This is a genomic window from Methylolobus aquaticus (assembly GCF_054172105.1).
Genome location: NZ_JBSYXP010000018.1, coordinates 24966 through 45752, shown reverse-complemented (window position 1 = coordinate 45752; position 20787 = coordinate 24966). Strand labels below are relative to the sequence as shown.

19 protein-coding genes and 1 pseudogene are annotated in these 20787 nt (G+C 61.7%); 15 read left to right on the top strand and 5 right to left on the bottom strand.

All coding sequences use genetic code 11. The annotated features are described in order from the left end of the window. The first annotated feature begins 85 nt into the window (after positions 1-85). Together ACW73L_RS19155 and ACW73L_RS19150 are read left to right on the top strand one after the other, a co-directional pair. Positions 86-604 carry a PepSY domain-containing protein gene (locus tag ACW73L_RS19155; protein WP_498924177.1) on the top strand — a complete coding sequence of 173 codons (519 nt, stop codon included), beginning with the start codon at positions 86-88 and terminating at the stop codon, positions 602-604. A gap of 434 nt (positions 605-1038) precedes the next feature. Next, positions 1039-2511, top strand: coding sequence for a tetratricopeptide repeat protein (locus ACW73L_RS19150; protein ID WP_498924176.1), 1473 nt, complete (start codon positions 1039-1041; stop codon positions 2509-2511). Here the strand turns inward: ACW73L_RS19150 and ACW73L_RS19145 are convergent. Genes ACW73L_RS19145 through cysM form a run of 3 tightly spaced genes read right to left on the bottom strand, consistent with a single transcriptional unit; the run spans position 2508 to position 5329 of the window. Further along, complete coding sequence (locus tag ACW73L_RS19145; RefSeq protein ID WP_498924175.1) at positions 2508-3020, bottom strand: L,D-transpeptidase family protein; 513 nt, start codon at positions 3018-3020, stop codon at positions 2508-2510. The two genes, ACW73L_RS19150 and ACW73L_RS19145, sit on opposite strands and share 4 nt — an antisense overlap. Then, positions 3017-4366, bottom strand: coding sequence for a 23S rRNA (uracil(1939)-C(5))-methyltransferase RlmD (gene rlmD, locus ACW73L_RS19140; protein WP_498924174.1), 1350 nt, complete (start codon positions 4364-4366; stop codon positions 3017-3019). Before rlmD ends, ACW73L_RS19145 begins: the two co-directional genes overlap by 4 nt. A gap of 57 nt (positions 4367-4423) precedes the next feature. Next, the gene (gene cysM / locus ACW73L_RS19135) at positions 4424-5329 is read right to left on the bottom strand and encodes a cysteine synthase CysM (RefSeq protein ID WP_498924173.1); all 906 of its coding nucleotides are present in this window, start codon (positions 5327-5329) and stop codon (positions 4424-4426) included. Positions 5330-5409: 80 nt separating this feature from the next. On the opposite strand from cysM, the gene trhP reads away from it, so the two are divergent. From trhP to ACW73L_RS19090, 9 genes are all read left to right on the top strand, one after another. Next, on the top strand, positions 5410-6756 hold the full coding sequence (gene trhP, locus ACW73L_RS19130) for a prephenate-dependent tRNA uridine(34) hydroxylase TrhP (RefSeq protein WP_498924172.1): 1347 nt from the start codon (positions 5410-5412) through the stop codon (positions 6754-6756). A 37-nt stretch (positions 6757-6793) separates the two neighbouring features. Continuing rightward, positions 6794-7279: a ribonuclease E activity regulator RraA gene (rraA, locus tag ACW73L_RS19125; RefSeq protein WP_498924171.1), complete on the top strand. Its 486-nt coding sequence runs from the start codon at positions 6794-6796 to the stop codon at positions 7277-7279. Further along, positions 7279-7839 (top strand): cob(I)yrinic acid a,c-diamide adenosyltransferase, encoded by a 561-nt coding sequence (locus tag ACW73L_RS19120; RefSeq protein ID WP_498924170.1) that lies wholly within the window; start codon positions 7279-7281, stop codon positions 7837-7839. Before rraA ends, ACW73L_RS19120 begins: the two co-directional genes overlap by 1 nt. Positions 7840-7902: 63 nt before the next feature. Beyond that, the gene (gene ispH / locus ACW73L_RS19115) at positions 7903-8841 is read left to right on the top strand and encodes a 4-hydroxy-3-methylbut-2-enyl diphosphate reductase (RefSeq protein ID WP_498924169.1); all 939 of its coding nucleotides are present in this window, start codon (positions 7903-7905) and stop codon (positions 8839-8841) included. 57 nt (positions 8842-8898) lie between these two features. Further along, positions 8899-9270 carry a rhodanese-like domain-containing protein gene (locus ACW73L_RS19110; RefSeq protein WP_498924168.1) on the top strand — a complete coding sequence of 124 codons (372 nt, stop codon included), beginning with the start codon at positions 8899-8901 and terminating at the stop codon, positions 9268-9270. 60 nt (positions 9271-9330) lie between these two features. Then, positions 9331-9744, top strand: a complete 414-nt coding sequence (locus ACW73L_RS19105; RefSeq protein ID WP_498924167.1) for an RNA-binding S4 domain-containing protein — start codon at positions 9331-9333, stop codon at positions 9742-9744. Between the two features lie 192 nt (positions 9745-9936). Continuing rightward, positions 9937-10203: a type II toxin-antitoxin system RelE/ParE family toxin gene (locus ACW73L_RS19100; protein WP_498924166.1), complete on the top strand. Its 267-nt coding sequence runs from the start codon at positions 9937-9939 to the stop codon at positions 10201-10203. A 27-nt stretch (positions 10204-10230) separates the two neighbouring features. Next, positions 10231-10581 carry an addiction module antidote protein gene (locus ACW73L_RS19095; protein WP_498924165.1) on the top strand — a complete coding sequence of 117 codons (351 nt, stop codon included), beginning with the start codon at positions 10231-10233 and terminating at the stop codon, positions 10579-10581. 607 nt (positions 10582-11188) lie between these two features. After that, positions 11189-12100 carry a hypothetical protein gene (locus tag ACW73L_RS19090; RefSeq protein WP_498924164.1) on the top strand — a complete coding sequence of 304 codons (912 nt, stop codon included), beginning with the start codon at positions 11189-11191 and terminating at the stop codon, positions 12098-12100. Between the two features lie 564 nt (positions 12101-12664). Here the strand turns inward: ACW73L_RS19090 and ACW73L_RS19085 are convergent. Together ACW73L_RS19085 and ACW73L_RS19080 are read right to left on the bottom strand one after the other, a co-directional pair. Beyond that, positions 12665-12871, bottom strand: a pseudogene (locus tag ACW73L_RS19085) (transposase); the annotation flags it as partial. Positions 12872-13406: 535 nt separating this feature from the next. Beyond that, positions 13407-14159, bottom strand: a complete 753-nt coding sequence (locus ACW73L_RS19080) for a hypothetical protein (protein ID WP_498924163.1) — start codon at positions 14157-14159, stop codon at positions 13407-13409. Positions 14160-14823: 664 nt separating this feature from the next. On the opposite strand from ACW73L_RS19080, the gene ACW73L_RS19075 reads away from it, so the two are divergent. From ACW73L_RS19075 to ACW73L_RS19060, 4 genes are all read left to right on the top strand, one after another. After that, positions 14824-15897 carry a class I SAM-dependent methyltransferase gene (locus tag ACW73L_RS19075; RefSeq protein ID WP_498924162.1) on the top strand — a complete coding sequence of 358 codons (1074 nt, stop codon included), beginning with the start codon at positions 14824-14826 and terminating at the stop codon, positions 15895-15897. A 72-nt stretch (positions 15898-15969) separates the two neighbouring features. Beyond that, positions 15970-16509 carry a hypothetical protein gene (locus tag ACW73L_RS19070; RefSeq protein ID WP_498924161.1) on the top strand — a complete coding sequence of 180 codons (540 nt, stop codon included), beginning with the start codon at positions 15970-15972 and terminating at the stop codon, positions 16507-16509. 126 nt (positions 16510-16635) lie between these two features. Further along, the gene (locus tag ACW73L_RS19065; RefSeq protein WP_498924160.1) at positions 16636-17631 is read left to right on the top strand and encodes an alpha/beta hydrolase; all 996 of its coding nucleotides are present in this window, start codon (positions 16636-16638) and stop codon (positions 17629-17631) included. Between the two features lie 275 nt (positions 17632-17906). Next, positions 17907-20441 (top strand): heavy metal translocating P-type ATPase, encoded by a 2535-nt coding sequence (locus ACW73L_RS19060; RefSeq protein ID WP_498924159.1) that lies wholly within the window; start codon positions 17907-17909, stop codon positions 20439-20441. Positions 20442-20787: the final 346 nt, after the last annotated feature.

Here is a 20787-nt window from a genome sequence, read left to right as displayed (position 1 = left end):
CCCCGACCCAGAAACGGGGGCAACGCCGCTGTGGTGAAAGTCCCGTGATATTCTAGTCCACGATACCAAAACGGAGGGACATCCCATGAAACGCCATACCCTTTCCTGCGCCATCGTTCTGATCACCGGAGCCATCACTGGGGCTGCAAATTCGGCCCCGGAAACGAAGAATGCGATGGATTTATGCATGGACAGCGTGCTGGCGAAGCACCCGGGGACCGTCGTAAAGGTCGAACGCAAGACCGAGAGCGGCGAAGCGGTGTTCGAACTCGACGTGCGCGGCAGCGACGGCAAGATGTATGACATCGAGTGCAGCGCTGCGACCGGGAAGATCACCGAAGAGGAAGAGGAAGTCGAAACGCCCGATCATCCGGCATTCAAGGCCAAGGCCAAGATCAGCCTGGCACAGGCGAAAGACATCGCACTGAAGCAGTATCCGGGTGAGATCAAGGAAATCGAGTACGAGATCGAATCCGACGGTGCCGCGTCGTATGAGGTCGACATCGTGTCCAAGGATGGCAAGGAAATTAAAGTTGAAGTCGACGCGACGACCGGCAAGATCGTCGAAGCCAACGAGGAAGTCTGGCAGATCGGCGTCGAATAGGACGACATTGGTTCGTATTGGGCCGCGGGTTTCTCGAAATCCGCGGCCTCGCCCTTTTTAAAGCCTCCAGCGACCTTCCTGACCGGCCCTCCGGGCGGATCGAGCCCCCGGCGGCGGCCCGATCTCGCGACTGCAGCCCGTCCGCAAGGCCGAGTCCCACTGCCCCGAGCGCGTCGGATGTCGACCGTCTTCCGGATCGAAAACAGGACATCATCATGCGGCCGAATCCGAGTTCGGGTCTGCAGTCGCTCGGCCGGTATTGGTACATCGCAGCTGTCGACCCCATCAGGACCCCGAGCGTTCCCCCCCAGTTTCACCCCTTCCGCGACTATCGCCTACGAACACCCATGCCGGTCCGCAAAGACGCCTCACGTTGGCATCACCCTGTTTCGACGGCGACCGCAGGCGCATCACAACGCGGCAGCATATGGCCGATGCTGCTGATCGTGTTGCTGGTGCTCATCGCCGGCGGTTTGGCGGTGATCGTCTACGGGCTGCAGCAGGAGGTCGAGCGGCAACGCAGCACGGCGGCGGACGAACGGCGGCGGGGCGAGGATCTGGCGGCCTTCATCCTGACGGCGTTTGCGGATCAGCTCACGCCGCTGGGCCGTATCGATCTGCTGGAGACGCCGGCCCGCAAGGTGCTGGACTACTACGCGGCGCTGCCGGCAGATGCGGCCGCCTCGGACACGGCGCTGAGGACGCGCGGCGTCGCACTCGACCTGCTCGGCGAGGCATTGGCGCGGCGCGGCGACCTGCCGCGGTCACTGGACGCCTATCGCGAGGCGCTGGCGCTGGCAGAGGAGCTGGCGGAACGCCAGCCGGAGGATGAAGACCGGCAGCGCGATCTCGCTGTCAGTCTGACGAAAATCGGCGATGCCATGGAAGCTCGCGGGGATCCTGCCGCGGCGCGGGACGCCTACGGCAAGGCGCTCGCGATCTTCGAGCGACAGTCCAAGGCCCGGCCCGAAGACCGGCAGGTTCGGCATGACCAGGCCCTGATGCACGAACGTCTGGGCAGCATTCTCGCGGCCCAGGGCGATTTCCCCGGTGCGCTGAAGGCTTTGCGCCTGCGCCAGGTCACCTTGTTGCAGCTGACGAACGAGGCGCCGGAGCAACTCGCCTGGCAACGGGAACTCGGTCACAGCTATGGCGCCTTGGGCGACCTGTTCTTGACGCAGGGCGACCGTCCCGCGGCGAACGCCGCCTACCAGCGCTATCAGGAAATAGCGCAGCAGGTCGTGCGGCGCGAACCGGACAACGCCGAATGGCAGCGCGACCTCGCGGTCAGCTTCGAGAAGCTGGGCGATCTTCGCGCCGTTCAGGGCGACATCGGCGGCGCCCGCGCGGCCTATCAGAAATTCTCCGAGATCGCGTCGCGCCTGTCGGCGCAGGATCCCGCCAACCTGCAGTGGCAACGGGATGTCGCCGCGGCACAGGAACGCGGTGCGGCCTTGCTGGCGGCACAAAACAAACTCGCCGAAGCGGTCGTGCTGCAACAACGCGCTGCGGATCGGCTGGCCGAAATCGGCGGCAAGCTGGGCTTGCCGGCGGCACGCTCCGAAGCGGCCGAGGCTTATGGGCGCCTATCGCGTTATCTGCTGCTGCATCGCCAGGCGAAAGAAGCCGTGGACGCCGCCCAGCGGGGGCTCGCGATCGACGGCAACCAGCCGCGGCTACGTTTGAATCTTGCGCACGCTCTACTCTACAGCGGTCGCGTCGCCGAGGCCGAGAAGGTCTATCGGCAAAACCGCCATGCGGTACTTCCCGGGGAGAAACGCTTCGACGAGGAAGCCCTGACCGAGCTCCGGGACCTGATCGTCAAGGGATTGGTGCCCCCCGAGATGGCTCCGGTCGAGGACTGGCTGAAAGGCGGGGGCGGAGCCAAAAAGCCGGCTGCGGACTAGTCCTGTTCGCTGATCAGCACGCGCATACCCACCGGCACGCGTTCGAACAGGTCCAGCAGATCCGGGCTGCGCATGCGGACGCAGCCGTGGGATTGCGGGATGCCGCAGACACCGCGATCGGGGCTGCCATGGATGTAGATGTAGCGCCAGGTCGTATCAACCGGACCGTAACGGTTGAAGCCTGCTTCGAGTCCCCCGAGCCACAGGATCCGCGTCAGAATCCAGTCCCGGCCGGGGCAGCGGGATTCGAGTTCGTCACCGTAGACCTCCCCGGTCGGTCGCCGCCCGACGAACACGGCCCCTGAGGGTTGACCCGCGCCGATCTTGGCGCGAATACGGTGCCAGCCGCGCGGCGTGCACTCGCTGCCGCGCCGTTCGCCGGGGCCGTTGCGGGCCGTCGACACCGGGTAGCTGAGCATCACATTGCCGTGCTCCACCCAGTCGAGCGCCTGCCGCGGGATGCTGACCCGCAGGAAGCGCTCGGCGGATGCGGGCGCCAGATCGCTCATCGCTCGAATACGGCCACCGATTCCACGTGGGCCGTGTGCGGGAACATGTCCATGATGCCGGCTTGCGTGAGACGGTAGCCGTGCTCATGCACCAGCATCCCGGCATCGCGGGCCAGCGTCGCCGGATTGCACGACACATAGACGATACGCGGCGCCCGCCAGCGCGGCACGCAGGTCAGGATCTCGCGCCCGCCCGAGCGCGACGGGTCCATCAACACGCGGTCGAAGGGCTTGTCGATCCAGGGCACGCCGATCTGCGGCTGGAACAGGTCGGCCACGTGAAACTCGGCGTTGGCGATGCCGTTCAGGCGCGCATTCGAGCGGGCGCGCTCGACCAGCCCGAGTTCGCCTTCGACGCCCGTGACTCGGGCCACGCGGCGGGCGATCGGCAGCGTGAAGTTGCCCAGCCCGCAGAACAGGTCCAGCACTTCATGCAAGGCCTCCAGGTTCAGCAGCTCCAGCACCCGGTTAACCATGCGCCGGTTGATGTCCTGATTGATCTGCGTGAACTCGGTCGGCGCGAACTCGAAGCTGACCTCCTGTTCGGGTAGCCGGTAGGCCAGCGGCTCCGGCTGCTTCGGATACAGCGGGGCGATGCTGGTCGGCCCGCCGCGCTGCAGGTAGAGCGTGAGCCCGGTCGTTTCAGCAAAGTGCTTCAGCGTCTGGAGGTCATCCGGCGACGGGTCGGCAAGGACGCGAAACACCAGCGCGACCTGTTCGTCGCCGGCCGCCACTTCGATTTGCGGGATCTGGTCGCGAATGCTCAGGGAATGGATCATGTCGCCGAGTTCGGCGATGCGCGTCCCCACGGCCGGATGCAGCACCGCGCAGGAATCGATGGCCGCCAGCAGCGCGCTGGCCTTTTCGCGGAAGCCGACCAGAACCCGCCCGCGCTTCGGCACGTACTTGACCCCGAGACGCGCCTTGCGCCGATAGCCGAAGGGCTCGCCGACCAGCGGCGGCAAGACCGTTGCGGGCTTGACCTGACCGATGCGCTGCAGTTGCTCCAGCAGCAAGCCCTGCTTTAGAGCGATCTGCTCGTCGCGGGCCAGATGCTGCAGGCGGCAGCCTCCGCAGGCCGCGAACCACGGACAGGGAGCCTCCACCCGGTGCGGCGAAGCCGACACGATCCGATCGAGCCGCCCTTCGGCATAATCCCGGCGGATCAGCTTGTACGTGAACTCGACCTCCTCGCCCGGCAAGGCGCCGTCGACGAACACGGCCTTGCCATCGACATGGGCCACGCCCCGCCCGTCGTGCGTGAACGAATCGATCGGTGCAATCGCCGGCGGCATCGCGGCCAGACGCGCCTTGCGCGCGGCGCCGCGGGTCGGCTTAGCGGCCATGGCTCAGTCGTCCTGCCACTGCGGCGGTCGCATTGACATACGGCAGCATAAGGTGACTCATGCCGGAAACACGCCGGTCGACAGGTAGCGGTCCCCGCGGTCGCAGATGATCACGGCGATGACGGCCGACTCCAACTCGCGTGCGAGTTCCAGGGCGGCGAAGACGGCGCCGCCCGAGGACACCCCGGCGAAGATCCCCTCCTCCGCCGCGAGCCGGCGCGTGGTTTCTTCGGCGTCTTCCTGTCCGACGTCGATGATCCGGTCGACCCGCGCCGCATCGTAGATCTTCGGCAGGTATTCCTGAGGCCAGCGCCGGATGCCCGGTATCTTGGCGTTGTCCCGGGGCTGCACGCCGACGATCTGGATGTCCGGATTCTGTTCCTTCAGGTACCGCGACGTGCCCATGATGGTGCCGGTCGTCCCCATCGAGCTGACGAAATGGGTGATCGTCCCGTGTGTGTCGCGCCAGATCTCCGGCCCCGTGCCCTCATAGTGCGCCCGGGGATTGTCCGGGTTCGCGAACTGGTCGAGGATCTTGCCTTCGCCGCGCGCTTCCATGGCGCGCGCCAGGTCGATGGCGGCTTCCATGCTGCCTGCCGCCGGCACCAGAATGATCTCGGCACCGAAGGCCTTCATCGTTGCGCGGCGCTCGGCGCTCATGTTGTCCGGCATGATCAGCGTCATGCGGTAGCCGCCGATGGCGGCGGCCATGGCGAGCGCGATGCCGGTATTGCCGCTGGTCGCCTCGATCAGGCGATCGCCGGGCTTGATCTCGCCGCGCTCCTCGGCGCGCTTGATCATGCTGAGCGCGGGCCGGTCCTTTACCGATCCGGCCGGGTTGTTCCCCTCGAGTTTCGCCAGAACCACGCTGCGGCTGTTTCCGGGGAGGCGCTGCAGGCGAACCAGCGGGGTATTGCCGACAAAAGCCTCTATCGTCTGGAAATTCGGTGCTGCTGGCGTCATCAAAATCCTGCGCGTCGAAACGGCGTTTACGTTAAACTTCCGGGCTGCCCACGCCCCCGAGTGTACCATCCCGTCCCGCCATGAAGAACGTCGAACTGCTGTCGCCGGCCGGCACGCTGAAGAACATGCGGTACGCCTTCGCCTACGGCGCCGACGCGGTCTATGCTGGCCTGCCGCGTTACAGCCTGCGCGTCCGCAACAACGACTTCCTGGCCGGCAACCTCGCGACCGGTATCGCCGAAGCGCACCGGCTCGGTCGCAAGTTCTTTCTGGCGGCGAACGTGCTGCCGCACAACCGCAAGGTCCAGACCTTCATCCGGGACATCGAACCGATCGTCGCGCTGGGACCCGATGCCGTCATCATGGCCGATCCCGGCCTGATCATGCTGACGCGCGAGGCCTGGCCGGACCTGCCGATCCACTTGTCGGTGCAGGCCAATACGTTGAACTATGCCGCCGTGCGTTTCTGGCAGTCGGTCGGGGTACGCCGGATCATCCTGTCGCGCGAGCTGTCGCTGGACGAGATCGCCGAGATCCGCCAGCAATGCCCCGACATGGAACTGGAAGTCTTCGTGCACGGCTCGCTGTGCATCGCGTATTCCGGGCGCTGCCTGCTGTCAGGTTATTTCAATCACCGCGACCCCAACCAGGGCACCTGCACGAATTCCTGCCGCTGGAAGTACCGGGTGGCGCCTGCCGAAGAAAACGCCGAGGGCGACTACGTGCCCGGCGCGATCAAACTGAACCTGACCGATTTGAACGAGGCCGCGAGCGCGAGCACCTGCGGCGATCGTCACCCGCTGGCGGACGAGGTGTATTTCCTGGAAGAGGAAACGCGTCCCGGGGAACTGATGCCGGTGCTGGAGGACGAACACGGCACCTACATCATGAACTCCAAGGATTTGAGGGCCGTCGAACACGTGCATCGGCTCGTCGAACTGGGCGTGGACAGCCTGAAGATCGAGGGACGCACGAAGTCGTACTACTATGTCGCGCGCACGGCCCAGGTCTATCGCCGGGCAATCGAGGATGCGCTGGCCGGAAGGCCGTTCGACCCGTCGCTGTGGGGCGTGCTCGAAAATCTCGCGCAGCGCGGCTACACCGACGGCTTCTACCAGCGTCACCACAGCCACGAATACCAGAACTACGTGCGCGGGCACTCCGAAAGCCACCAGCAGCAGTTCGTCGGTGAGATCACCGGTACGGAAGCCGACTCGGGCATGGCCTCGATCCTCGTCAAGAACAAGTTCGGCGTGGGCGATCGCCTCGAACTCATCGCGCCGGCCGGCAACCGCGACATCGTGCTCGAACACATGGAAGACACCGGCGGCAACGCCCTGCACGAAGCACCCGGTGGCGGCTGGCAGGTCCGCATCCCGCTGCCGCCCGGCACCTGGGACAACGGGTTGATCGCCCGATACCTGTGAATTTCCGCCCCTCACCTGCTGATAACGCCAAACACCGATGAGCTTTCGAACCGCCGACCTGTGCGACCGCTTCGCGGATCGCCATCTCCAGATCGCCGAACCGATCTTCAAGCCCTACGGACAGTCCACAGTCTTCAGCGGACCCGTGAAGACGCTCAAGGTGTTCGAAGACGACGTGTTGCTGCACAAGGCGCTCGCGGAACCGGGTGCCGGCCGGGTGCTCGTGATCGACGGCGGCGGTTCTCACCGTTGCGCGCTGGTCGGCGCCGATGCGGCCCGGGATGCGGTCGCGAACGGCTGGGCCGGCCTGGTCATTTATGGCTGTGTCCGCGACTCCGCGGTCCTGAATACGCTGCCGATCGGCATACGCGCGATGCACACGCACCCGGCGCCCAGCCATCACCGACGCGGCGCGGGGGAACAGGACACCCTGATCAGTTTCTCCGGCGTCAATTTCAAGACCGGCTATTTCCTGTACGCCGACGAAGACGGCATCATCGTGGCCGACAGCGAGCTGGTCTGATGGGCAACCGCCTGACCCGAATCTATACCCGCACCGGCGACGACGGCAGCACCGGCCTGGGCGACGGCACACGGGTCGCCAAGGACGCGCTGCGCATCCAGGCCTACGGCACGGTCGACGAACTGAACAGTCAGCTCGGCGTTTTGCTGGCCCTGGACTGTCCGGAAGACATCGCGGCCTGTTTGGGCGAAATCCAGCACGCCCTTTTCGATCTCGGCAGCGAGTTGTGCATTCCCGGTTATCGCGTGCTCGGTCCGGACGCCACCGATTGGCTCGAAACCTGGCTCGACCACTGGAACGCCGAGTTGCCGCCGCTGAAGGACTTCATCCTGCCCGGCGGCAGTGCCCCGGCCGCCGCCTGCCATGTCGCACGGACGGTTTGCCGGCGCGCCGAACGACTGATGGTCAGCCTGATGGCCGTCGAGGAAATCAATCCGGCGGGTTTGGCCTACATCAACCGGCTTTCCGACTTCCTGTTCGTCATGGCGCGCGTGCTGGCGCGCCGCGCCGGCGCCGAGGTTTTGTGGTCGAAAGAGCGCCAGCGGCCGCTGCCGCGTTGATTCCCCCCTGCCCTAGATGTCACAATGCCCCAGTCACGGGGTATGAAATTACGAGAGCGAACCATGGAAATCATTCTTGCGAACCCACGCGGGTTTTGTGCGGGCGTCGACCGAGCCATCGAGATCGTGGAACGCGCGATCGAGGTGTTCGGGGCTCCGATCTACGTTCGGCACGAAGTGGTTCACAACCGCTACGTGGTCGATGGCCTGCGCGACCGCGGCGCCGTCTTCGTCGAGGAACTGGCGGAGGTGCCCGAGGCATCGACCGTGATCTTCAGCGCCCACGGCGTCTCGAAAGAGATCCAGGATGAAGCCAAGGAGCGCAAGCTGCAGGTGTTCGATGCCACCTGCCCGCTGGTCACGAAGGTGCATATCGAAGTGCACCATCACGCCGCCGAGGGTCGCGAAATCGCCTTCATCGGGCACGCCGGCCACCCCGAGGTGGAAGGCACGATGGGCCAGTACTCCAATTCCGCGGGCGGTATCTATCTGGTCGAATCGCCGGAGGACGTCGCGACGCTCGAAGTCAAGAACCCCGAAAACCTGGCTTATGTGACGCAGACGACGCTGTCGATCGACGACACGCAAGCCATCGTCGAGGCGCTGCGCGCGCGGTTCCCGAACATCATCGGCCCGAAAAAGGACGACATCTGCTACGCGACCCAGAACCGGCAGGATGCCGTGAAGAAGCTGGCCGCCCAATGCGATGTCATCCTCGTGGTCGGCTCGCCCAACAGCTCCAACTCGAACCGGCTGCGCGAGATCGCAGAGAAACTCGGCAAGCGCGCCTACCTGATCGATCACGCAGGACAACTGGATCGCTCCTGGATCGAAGGCGCCGAGCGCATCGGCGTCACGGCTGGCGCTTCGGCCCCCGAGATCCTGGTACAGAACGTCGTATCGCAGCTCAAGGATTGGGGTGGCCATACCGTCAGTGAAAAAGACGGCATCGAGGAGAAGGTCGTCTTTTCTCTGCCCAAGAATCTGCGCCGCTCGGCCTGATTCGCCCGCGACCCGATCCCACCACCTGACGCAATACCCAAATTCAGGCAAGTCACGATGGCCATGACCGCAATGGAGCTCGTCGCCGCCGCGAAGCAGACGATCAGTGAAATCGACGCAGCCCAGGCACAAACGAAGCTGGGCGCAGCGCCGTTGATCGACGTGCGCGAACCGGAGGAATACGCCGCCGGCTGCCTGCCCGGCGCCGTCAACATCCCCCGCGGCGTGCTCGAATTCCGCATCGATGGTCACCCGCAGATTCAGGGTCGCCGGGATGGCGAGGTGATACTGTACTGCCAGTCGGGCGGTCGCTCGGCGCTGGCGGCCGAAGCCCTGGGCAAACTCGGCTTCACGCGGGTCGTCAGCCTTGCCGGCGGCTACAAGGGGTGGTCCGACGCGGGCCTACCCACCCAGCAGCCGAATCGCTGAGCCCGACCCGGCGCACGGCATCAAGCCCACGCGCAGCGATCGCCCGTTGCGGCCAGCCTCATGAGCGGTCCCGGAAAACAGTCAACCCCTGCCGAAGGCGTACGGCTAGACAAATGGTTGTGGGCCGCGCGCTTCTTCAAGACCCGCCAACTCGCCAACGAAGCCATCGCCGGCGGTAAAGTCCATCTGAACGGGCAACGCACCAAGCCCGGCAAGGACGTGACCGTCGGTGCCACGCTCGAAATCTCCAAGGACCATTTCTCCTGGGAAATCACCGTGATCGCGCTTAGCGGCCGCCGTGGTCCCGCCAAGGAAGCCGTGCTGCTATACGAGGAAACCCCCGAAAGCCTTGCGAAGCGCCAGGCCGAAATCGACCGTCGGCGCGCGGAACAAGCCTCCGACGTCGTCAGCGACGGCCGCCCGAACAAGCGCGACCGGCGGCTGATTCATCGGTTCAAGGATACGTTGGGTTAGCGTCGCTGCCGCCTCACGCAGCTTAAGGCCGGCTAGTTCCGGCACACCCAAGTCGCCTCCGTCCCAAGACACCACGCACCGCGCTCCGCAGCAAACCTTCGGACGCGGCCCGCCGCCTGCGCTACAAAACAATGCCCGGCTTCCCAATGAAGAGTTGACCTGGTGTAGCCGGCCGGATACAGTTTCTCCATCATGGAGATTCGCAAAACGGATATCTATGCCAAGTGGCTCGATAGCCTGCGTGATGTTCGGGCGCGTGCCCGGATTCTCGTCAGAGTGGAACGATTGGCCGAAGGAAATGCAGGACATACCGAACCCGTTGGAGAAGGAGTCTCCAAGTTGCGAATCAACTATGGCCCAGGTTACCGGGTCTACTACAAACAGCAAGGAAGCGAACTGGTGATCTTGTTGGCTGGCGGTGATAAGGGCAGCAGTCAAGAGATATCAAGGCGGCTTTAAGGCTTGCTCGTAATCTGTAGGGATCCCATGAGAAAGACAGCAACTTCCCGCTACGACGTTGCCGAACATCTGCGTACTCCTGAAGAAATGGCCGCTTATCTTGAGGCATGCCTGGAAGAGGCGGATGGTAACGCTGCGTTCATTGCCAAAGCGCTTGGCGACATTGCACGTGCCAAAGGCATGTCTCAAGTCGCTCGTGATGCGGGAATGTCACGGGAGAGCCTTTACAAAGCGCTTTCCGGTGAAAGATCTCCCAGTTTTGACACGATTCTCAAGGTGGTGACGGCCCTAGGTATTCGGCTCCACGCCGAACCCTCGTATATCGCAAATCATGCCCAACAAGGCGATCCAACCCCCTCTCCTTCCTCGCACGGTTGAGCTCTGGCGTTAGCTTCCACCCGGACGAGTGATGTCGGCGACGATCTTTCTCAGCTATTTCGCATCCGGGGCACGGGCGGGCTTTATCACGTGACTTCGCGCGGGCCGGGACCGGCAAGAAGCGGTTTGCCGCGCCGATCCGGTCCAGCGGGCTTGGCTGGCGCTGCCACGCCTAAGCCCGATCGCGGCGCCACTACGAGAAGACCTACCCGCCCGACGCGAAGCCATAGCCCGCGTTTTCCGCACTGGCGTCTAACTCATGCAGGAAATTGCCGATCGCTTCCGTGTGCACCACGCCACGGTCAGCCGAGCGGTGCGTTGGCGCGAACCGTCCGAACGCAATAATGCATGTTTGCAAGACTTGACCCCATAAACCAATCGCCCAGCCCTACCATCAAGTGCATCAACCTCGGCGTTGACCCGGCACGTCACATGTATTACTTTCAAAATATCAGGCTGCCTCCGCCCGAAAACTCAACCGAATCACTGGCAAATCGCGATGGGTGGCACGCTTCACAGAATCCGCATAGTACGTTGATCCCACATTCTGTAAAGCGCGCTTAGGGCAGATTCCGCAAAAGAACAACGTTGGCCCCGGGAGCATGTGGTGACGAGTAGCATCTTGCCGGATATCTGCGCCTGTGACGTCGAGGACAAAGAGGCCTTGGCCGCGTTTCGTGGCTGTCGAAAGCGTTGGTATGAGTGGCTTTGCGGTGATGACGAGCATTCCATCTCGAAGCAGCTCACTACAATCATCTGGGACGATGCAATCTTCCGGACATTGAACGAAGCCCGCCGGCTATCGGCGGAGCATCCATCGTCCGAGAAGGGATTCAATGCTGACCTGCTGGATCTCTTGGACCGAAGCTTTGTGGCATATCAGGTCATGGCCCTTCGCCGACTCATTGACCCTGGGTTCCACGACCCGAAAAGGGGTGTGATTTCCCTTGCACGGCTACTTGCGGACATCGAGACGCATAGCCACCTTTTGACTCGCGAGCACTATATCTGCTTTGATGGCACGCCTTTCGACGGGCCGCTTGACGAAACAGATCAACTTCGGACTCTGATGCGCGAACGGATGCATCGGACGTTCGACATCCTCTCCCGCACAGGTCCGGCTGCGCGCTCTCGGAAGGATCTTATTGAGCCCGCTCTTCTTCGGAACGTATCAAGAACGCTGGATACCTGTGGTGACTTCCGGGAATACGCAAACAAGTTCCTAGCTCACGCAGCTGCGCCTTCCGAGAGCCGCCAGCGGGTTCGCGCGGAAACCAGAATTACGCTTGATAAGTTCGACGTGGCATACCGAGTCGTCGTGCGCGCGGCATCCTTCGTAGGAATTGGGATATTGTTTGAGCGTAGCTTGGGTGACGTTCCCACACCACAATACAATCTCCTCGAGAACCTGGACAAGCCCATGGTTCCCCCGGACGAACTGGATATGCTGGCCGAGTTCTGGCAAGCGCGCGTCGACGAAGTCGGGAAGTGGTCTGAGAACGTGTTGCCAACGGAATAGGATGCAACCGTGGACCAACCAGCGGTTGCAGGGGAGCGCCGAACAGCTGCGCTGTTCCGTTCCCTTCCCGGTTCGCTCGTCTGCGCCCCCTGAACCGCGACGTTAGACAGACGAAGTTATGAAACTAAACGGCTGGCAAAGACTCTGGGTAGTGATCGGTTTGACATTGCTCATGCTCGTTAGCGGGATAGTGGCAGCGAACCTGCCCACGACTGACTACGTCGTTCTCTCGGATCTCCGTTCGGATGATTGCAAATACATACGATCAATCCCAGACGGTTTTATTCTGGATACCGCGCCGACTTCCGGACAGCCTTGCTATGCTCTCGGGAGTCTCAAGAACACAGTTGCCGATAAGCTTTCCTCTGTTGAGGAATATCGCGCATTCATACAAGAAGAGCAGGTTGAAATGATTAGCAAAGGATTATCCCTCTGGCTTGCCGCAGTCGTAGTTCTCTATGCAGTGGGATGGGGTTTTGACTGGATTCGAAAAGGGTTTAAGGCGGATCGGAGCTCCGAACAATAATGTTCAAAATATTCCACACGGAGAGAAAAAACACCTGATTAGCGATGAATCTCAGCCAGCCTGATTTTCCGCTCGGGCCAGGGTGCGGTAGCGACCGCGGCATGGACGAGACGCCGGAGGATCACCGACAGATCGAAGCGTCGATTGAAGCGGTATTGCACCTCTGGCAGATAGCGGTTGGCGTATTTGGCGAAGTCGAACGCATGGTAGGCGCCGGCGATCGCGGTCTTGAGGTTCCCGAGGATCGGGGGATTGGAGTCAAGGGGGATTGGAGTCAAGGGGGATTGGAGTCAAGGGGGATTGGGGTCAGAAGGGGGATTGGGGTCAGTTCTTTACTTTCCAGCATCGACCAGAGCACCTCTTTCCGGGAAAGGACCGCTTTGGTCGGCAGCGGCGGAAGTAGGGTCAGCGACGTAGGTCCGATTAGCGCAGCGTAATCGGACGGATGAATTGAAGTCCGCATCGGCCGAGGGAAGTATCCAGACACAGTGCAGATGGGCGGGCAGAACAACCCCGGAGTTGACACGAAAAAGTTAGCGGACGCGAAACCGCCGGACGGTTTCTCGCAAATTCTTGATTTCACCCATCAGCAAATCATTTCGATGTCTCTCCAGCAGGTTCACCGCGAAAAAACCAGGTTCAGGCCGGGACGAAGGTACGTCGATAGTTGGCCATGGCTCGGCTTCTTTAGATGTCGAGGTTACCTGATTCGCAACATGCGTCCGATTACGCTGTGCTAATCGGACCTACGCGGGCTTATGCTCAGAATTCCGCGAGACTTCATTGCAGAGCTTTGCCAATTTCTGCGCAGAGGCCAAGCGCCGTTACCTCGTCCAGCCCAGCCGCCAGTTCATGCGCCTTACCGCCGCCTTCCACTTCTACTCGGAAGGCGACTTCCGCGAGTGCACGGCGGCCAGCCATACCCATCGCAACGCCAGTAGGTACGCCTTGGTCGGGATCGTAGACGATTGCGAAATCCCCGGCATATTTGTTCTTGATCCGTAAATGATGAATATGTTCCTTTTCTAGGAATGTTGCCTTCGTATTAATACCCTCTTGGCTTACACGAAAACTAACTGGACTCGTCGCGTTACCGCCTCGCTGATCTCTCAAAAGAAGCAGTGCAGCGATGGAAGCGAAAAACAGGCCAAAGACCCACATGTAGGCATTTCCGGCGATGATGGTTCCAGCGCCGAATACCACACTCATAATCACTGGGAACCATAGAACAGGAGCCACCGCAGGAGACACGTCGAATTCGAACCAGTCTCCATCTTGCCTCTTGGTGTACTGGGCTGTTTTCTTTGACGAGGTGTGGAATCGCCTGTACGCAAACAACAACAAGGTGACGGCGAACCCGAGTGCGACGATGGCACTACTCAAGGACCTCGGCGTGGTCATCAAATTAATAAGGATGAAATCCGGTATCAACCAGCGGACTGACCAGACGAGCTTGTTGGGGCTGGCCAACAATAGAAACCAAAGTCCTGTCAGTCCAAAAATCACTGTGATCAGTCGACTAAAGAGATTCATTGGGTCTCGGTTCTTCATTGGGAGTGGTTTGCAATGCCCAACGCTCAAGCGCGGCCGACGTTGTTTGGCATAAATAGCAACGTTTATCGCGAGGAGAATCCGTGTAGCATCCGGTGCCATTACTCGCACGCGTGACGACGAGTGACTCCATGCGCTGAGAAATACCTTGATTATAGCGAGTAACCCAGACCGAATCTATGTTCCAGGAATTTCCTCGATGATCTTTCCTGACGCCAAGAGAATCAGTGCTGCAACTGAACAATGCCCGAGGTAGTAGATATTTGCTCTCTTCGTAAGCAAAGCGGTCCGGTTAGATTGTTTTGTCTATGACAGTTCTCCGGCGCCAGCGCGACTCGTCGGGTTCGTGTTGCTGGCTCGGGTGAGCGACGAAAATCCGCGTCCGACCCGAGTGGCGTCGAACTGGTTAAACAGTGTAGCGCGGCATATGCTCTTGACGCGATACAAGCCCCTTTCAAAGAGGCTGCGCACCGAAGGCGGCTGCGGTTCAAGGGGAAGGCAGTGCTTTTCCGGTCCCACGCACCGCCGCAGCCCCGTCGGGTCACCCGAAGCATGGCCCCGAAAGCTAACCCGACCTGTCCTTTGCTTGTTTTTCGTGTTTCTATTTGGGCCCGACCCATCTACCGTTGACAATCCAGGAGGAGCCATGGCCACGCGCCTGAACGAGATCGATCAAACCGCGCTGGAACAGTTGCAGGGCAAGGTCATCGGGGATGTGGCCGGGGCCTTGGGCTTGTTGATGGCCTACATGGGCGACAAGCTGGATCTGTACAGCGCCCTGGCGGAAATCAGCCCCGCCACCAGCCGGGAACTGGCCGACAACACCGGTATGAACGAACGCTACCTCCGGGAGTGGCTGTCGGCCAACGCCGCCGCTGGCTATGTCAATTACGATCCCGCCGCGGGCCGCTTTTCGTTGTCGCCCGAACAGGCCGTGGTGTTCGCCGCTGAGGGCCATCCGGCCTGTATGCAAGGCTTCTTCCAGGCGGTGATGTCGGTGTACTTCGACGAATCCAATGTGGTCGATGTCTTCCGCAGCGGCGAGGGCCTCCCATGGAGCGACCACAGCCCCTGCCTGTTCTGCGGCACCGAGCGCTTTTTCCGACCCATGTATGCCCAGAACCTGATTGACTCCTGGATACCGGCCCTTCACGGCGTCCGGGAGAAGCTCGAAGCGGGTGCCAGGGTCGCCGACGTGGGTTGCGGACACGGCTCCTCGACCATCCTGATGGCGCAGGCTTTCCCCAATTCCACGTTCCATGGCTTCGATTTGCACGCGCCGTCCATCGAACATGCGCGGGAACGGGCGCGGGCCGCGGGCGTCGCCGCCAACACCATTTTCGAGGTGGTCACGGCGAAGGGGTATCCCGGCAAGAATTACGATCTGGTCACGGTCTTCGATGCCCTGCACGACATGGGCGATCCCGTCGGTGCGGCCCAGCATATCGCCAGCACTTTGACGATGGGCGGGACATTGATGCTCGTCGAGCCATTCGCCGGCGACAGCCTTGAAGAGAACCTGCATCCCCTGGGCCAGATTTATTACTCGTTCTCGACGATGGTCTGTGTGCCTGCCTCGAAATCGCAGGAAGTCGGCCTTGCCCTGGGTGCGCAGGCCGGCGAAAAGCGGCTGACCGCGGTGCTCGAAGCCGGGGGCTTCAGCCAGGTGCGGCGGGCGGCGACGACGCCGACCAACCTGGTGCTGGAAGCCACGGTTTAAACGCGTGAATCAACGCAAGAAGAGGTTCGGGGCGGAAAGTCCCTTTTGTCAACGATCCGACGGAGACGTGCGATGCCGGGATTTTTGGAACTGACGCTGGGTGGCCTGTTGGGCAGCAGTCTTACCGCCGCCGCGGTGGGCGCCCTTTTCCTGCGCCGCAACAAACGGGTGGAATCGGAGATCAAGGCCTACTTCGATGAGCGCTTCAAGGTCTTCGAGTCGACTCGCTCCTGGAAGCAGCAGGCGCTGTTCGAACTGCTGGGGCCGCTGCACATGCAATTCGACCGCACCAAACGCGCGATGAATCGCTGGCGGTCCAAGAATCTCTACCTGGAAGCGAATGTGGTGCGCGAGGGCAATCGGACTTGCCGGGATCTTCTGCTGTCGAAGGGTCACCTGATCCCGCCGCATCTGATGGGTGATGCCGGCCGGCTCATCGAGCATTACGACGCCTGGCTGGAGGCCTTCGAGAAGCACCGCGGTGAGGCGAAAGGCGGGGACGATGTCTCGTTTGTCTTTGCCGGTCCAGACGGCTTCCCGTTCCCGTCCGATGCCGAAGAGCACTTCAATGCAGAATTCCGGAAGCTGCAGAAGAAGCTTTTCGGCGTTTAGGCTGCGTGAGTCGGGGAGCATCGAAAAAGTCGGTACGACTTTTGTCGCCTTTACGGCGGGCCGATCTGGGACTACGGTGTGTTCCGATCAGTTCGTTCAAGCGTCAACGATGGCAAGGAGGGGGTCATGGCCGATTTCGTGATGTGTGCTCGCGCCGTTCGGAGTGGCAAGTTCGTGTCCGAACCGGGCGCCAGTCTTTACCTCGAAGTGCCCGATGGTAGCGACGGGTTGCCCGCGGCGGCCGTTCCGCTTCCGGGGCACAAGGTCCGCCGCGATGTCTGGATCAAGCGGCTGCGGCAAGCCTCTGTCTGGGGGCAGGACTCCCGAGTCCCGACCAAAGAACGCGGCGATGTTCTCGTCTTCATCCATGGCTACAACAACGATCAAGCCGTGGTGATGCGCAGACACCGGCAGTTGCAGCGTGATCTGCGCTCGGTCGGTTATCTCGGTGCCATCGTATCGTTCGACTGGCCCAGCGCCGACATGCCGCTGAACTACCTGGAAGACCGCCACGACGCCAAGGAAACGGCTCTGCACTTGATGCGGGACGGCATCTACTGGCTGGCTAAGGAACAGACGCCGGACTGTACGATCAATGTCCATCTGCTCGGCCACTCGACCGGCGCTTTTGTGATCCGGGAGGCCTTCGACGATGCCGATGACGCCTTGCTGGCCCAGCTCAGCTGGATCATCAGTCAGGTGCTGTTCATTTCCGGTGACGTCTCGGCGGCCTCGATGTCGGCAGACAACCCGACCAGTGAGGCCATCTACCGCCACTGCGTGCGCTTTACGAACTACTCGAACCGTTACGATTCCGTGCTGAAGCTTTCGAATGCCAAACGAGTCGGCATGTCGCCCCGGGTCGGACGTGACGGCTTGCCGCTCGATGTGCCGGCGAAGGCGGTCAATGTGGACTGCAGTGCCTATTTCGAGCGGTTGAGCAGTGACCCCGCCCTCAAACAGGCGGATCAGCAAGCCGAGATTGGCACTTTCGATCACTCCTGGCAGATCGGGAACCTGACGTTTACGCGGGATCTGTTCGAAACCTTGAAGGGCGACCTGGATCGCTCGGTCGTTCCGACGCGCGTCGCCGAAGGCGGGTCACTGTTTCTTAAGGGCTAACGGTTCCGTTGTGCCCTCCTTGCGACACGATCCAAGGGGCCGGGGCGCTTCTTCCCGCGAAATTCGTCAGAGGCCGGCGCGGAATCTCCGATTCCGCACGCCAGCCATGTCTCTCGCCGGGTAGGCTACATGTAGCCCTTCACCCTGCTGCCTTGATTGGGTAGTGGAAGCGCGCCGGGAGGGCGAGACCGTCTGCGGGAGGGAACCCGCAGCCGAGCCTCCAGGGACGTATTCACGGCGTGTCTCGGCCTCCCGGATCGCTCCCGCGAGGGGGCGTGAGTAGTTACAGGCCGCATGATCAGAAAAAGGGAAAAAGGAAAAAATGGCCTGACTCGGATATCCCTGGGTTATTGGCCCTAGGCATTGCCCTGCTCGCCGGTCCGCTAATGCAGCTGATGCGCGGCCACGGCGGTCATGGTGGCACGGCAACCATGCACCGACGCTTCGGCGCTCCGACAACGACAAGGTATGAGCCAATGGACGCGAATGCACACCAGCATCACGGCAGTCACCCCTCTGCCGAGTCAGCCCCGCGAACGGACCTGAAAGATCCGGTGTGCGGCATGACCGTGACGGAGCAGTCTGAACACAAATTGACGCACGAAGGCGGGCCCTACTATTTCTGCAGCGCCAAGTGCAAAGGTCAGTTTGCGGAGAACCCGCTGCGGTACCTGGCACCGACCGCGCCTGCGGACGTCGCGCCGGCGGCGGCTGGCACGATTTACACCTGCCCTATGCACCCCGAGGTGCGGCAGGGCTTTCCCGGCAGCTGCCCCAAGTGCGGTATGAGCTTGGAGCCCATCATTCCTCTGGACGAGGAAGGCGACCCTGAGCTAAAGGACTTTCAGCGTCGTTTCTGGTGGACGCTGCCGCTCACGGTGATTGTCACCGTTCTAGCCATGTTCGGCCATCGCCTCGGCTGGTTTGCCATGGAGGTGCAGACCTGGGTTGAACTGTTGCTGTCCCTGCCCGTCGTGATGTGGACAGGCTGGCCATTCTTCGTGCGTGGCTGGCAGTCCCTGATTCATCGCACCCCCAATATGTGGACCTTGATTGCCCTGGGTACCGGCGCGGCCTTCGTCTACAGCGTGGTGGCAACCGTGATGCCGAGCGTGTTCCCGGATTCGTTCATCTCCATGGGGCGTGTGGCTGTTTACTTTGAGGCGGCCGTGGTCATCATCTCGCTCACCATGGTGGGCCAGATCATCGAGTTGAAGGCCCGTTCGCAAACGTCTGCGGCGATCAAGGCGCTACTCGGTTTGGCACCCAAGACGGCCCGCCGCATCAATCCGGACGGCAGCGAAGAGGACGTACCGCTGAACCAGGTACATGTCGGCGACCTGCTGCGCATCCGTCCTGGCGAAAAAGTGCCCGTCGATGGCGCTGTGACCGAGGGCACCAGCGCCGTCGATGAATCCATGCTGACCGGTGAGCCCGTACCGGTGACCAAGCGCGTGGGTGACAAGGTGATTGGTGCCACGATGAATACCAGCGGCGCCCTGGTGATGCTGTCAGAAAAAGTTGGTGCCGCCACCATGCTCTCGCAGATTGTCGAGATGGTAGCCAATGCCCAGCGCTCGAAGGCCCCCATGCAGCGCATGGCCGATGTGGTCGCAGGCAAGTTTGTGGTCGTGGTGGTAGCCATCGCCATCGTCACCTTCCTTGTCTGGGGCCAGTTCGGTCCGGAACCCAGCTGGGTATTCGGCCTGATCAACGCAGTGGCCGTGCTGATCATCGCTTGCCCGTGTGCGCTTGGACTGGCGACTCCCATGTCGGTGATGGTGGCGACGGGTCGTGCGGCGACAGAGGGCGTACTGTTCCGGGATGCTGAAGCCATCGAAAAAATGCGCGAGGTGGACACGCTGATCGTGGACAAAACCGGCACCCTGACCGAGGGCAAGCCCGCTTTCGATTCCGCTGTCGCCGCCCCCGGCTACACAGCGAACGAAGTGCTACACCTTGCAGCCAGTCTGGACCAAGGCAGCGAACATCCATTGGCCGAGGCCATCGTCAGCGCCGCACGCGCCAAAGGACTGGAACTCGTCACGCCGGTGGACTTCGAGTCCAGCAGCGGGATCGGCGTGCGAGGCATGATTGATGGCAAGCATCTGCTGCTGGGCAACACCGCCTTGATGCAAGCCGAGGGCGTGGCCACCGATACGCTCAAGATCGACGGCGAGCGCTTGCGCAATGAGGGTGCCAGCGTGATGCATCTTGCGGTGGACAAACAACTGGCGGGCATCCTGGCTGTGACCGATCCCATCAAGGCCAGCACGCTCGAAGCGATCAAAGCCCTGCACGCCAGTGGCTTGCGCATCGTGATGGCAACTGGAGACGGCCTGACCACGGCCAAGTCAGTAGGTGCCAAACTGGGTATCGACGAGGTGCATGGCGAGGTCAAGCCCGCCGATAAGCTGGCGCTTGTGGAACGCCTCCAGAAGGAGGGGCGCATTGTTGCCATGGCCGGCGATGGCATCAACGATGCGCCTGCCCTCGCCAAGGCGGATGTCGGTGTGGCCATGGGCACGGGAACTGACGCGGCAATGAACAGCGGCCAAATCACGCTGATAAAAGGCGATTTGCGAGGCATCACGGCGGCCCGTGAAATCTCCATCCACACGGTCCGAAACATGCGGCAAAATCTGATGTTCGCATTCGTTTACAACGGCATTGGGGTGCCGATTTCGGCAGGCGTCCTGTATCCCTTTACCGGGTGGCTGCTGTCCCCGCTGATTGCGGCGCTGGCCATGAGCATGAGCTCGGTGTCGGTGATCGGGAATGCCCTGCGCTTGCGGCATGGCAAGACATGACAATGGACTTTAGAGGACTGATGAGAAAACCCTAACAGGCTGCTGATTTCCACCTGGATTGGGATAACGTAGCGTGGGAATAATCGGTTAAGTCACATTTCTTTATCAGTGACGCTTTTCTGGCTCGGCCGGATTCGTGTTGCTCACACTCGTGATCGTAGAAAATTGTTGGCTGACCCGGGTGGCGACCCGCGGGTCACATAAAACTGGCACCATATAAAAATGCGCTGTGGCTCCAATATGTCACACGGGGAAACCGGAAACATGTTGGGGACAGGCAGATACAACCCATGGCAGTTATCTACGTGACTCGAAAACTCTTGTCGTTTAGTGCCATCGCAGTCCT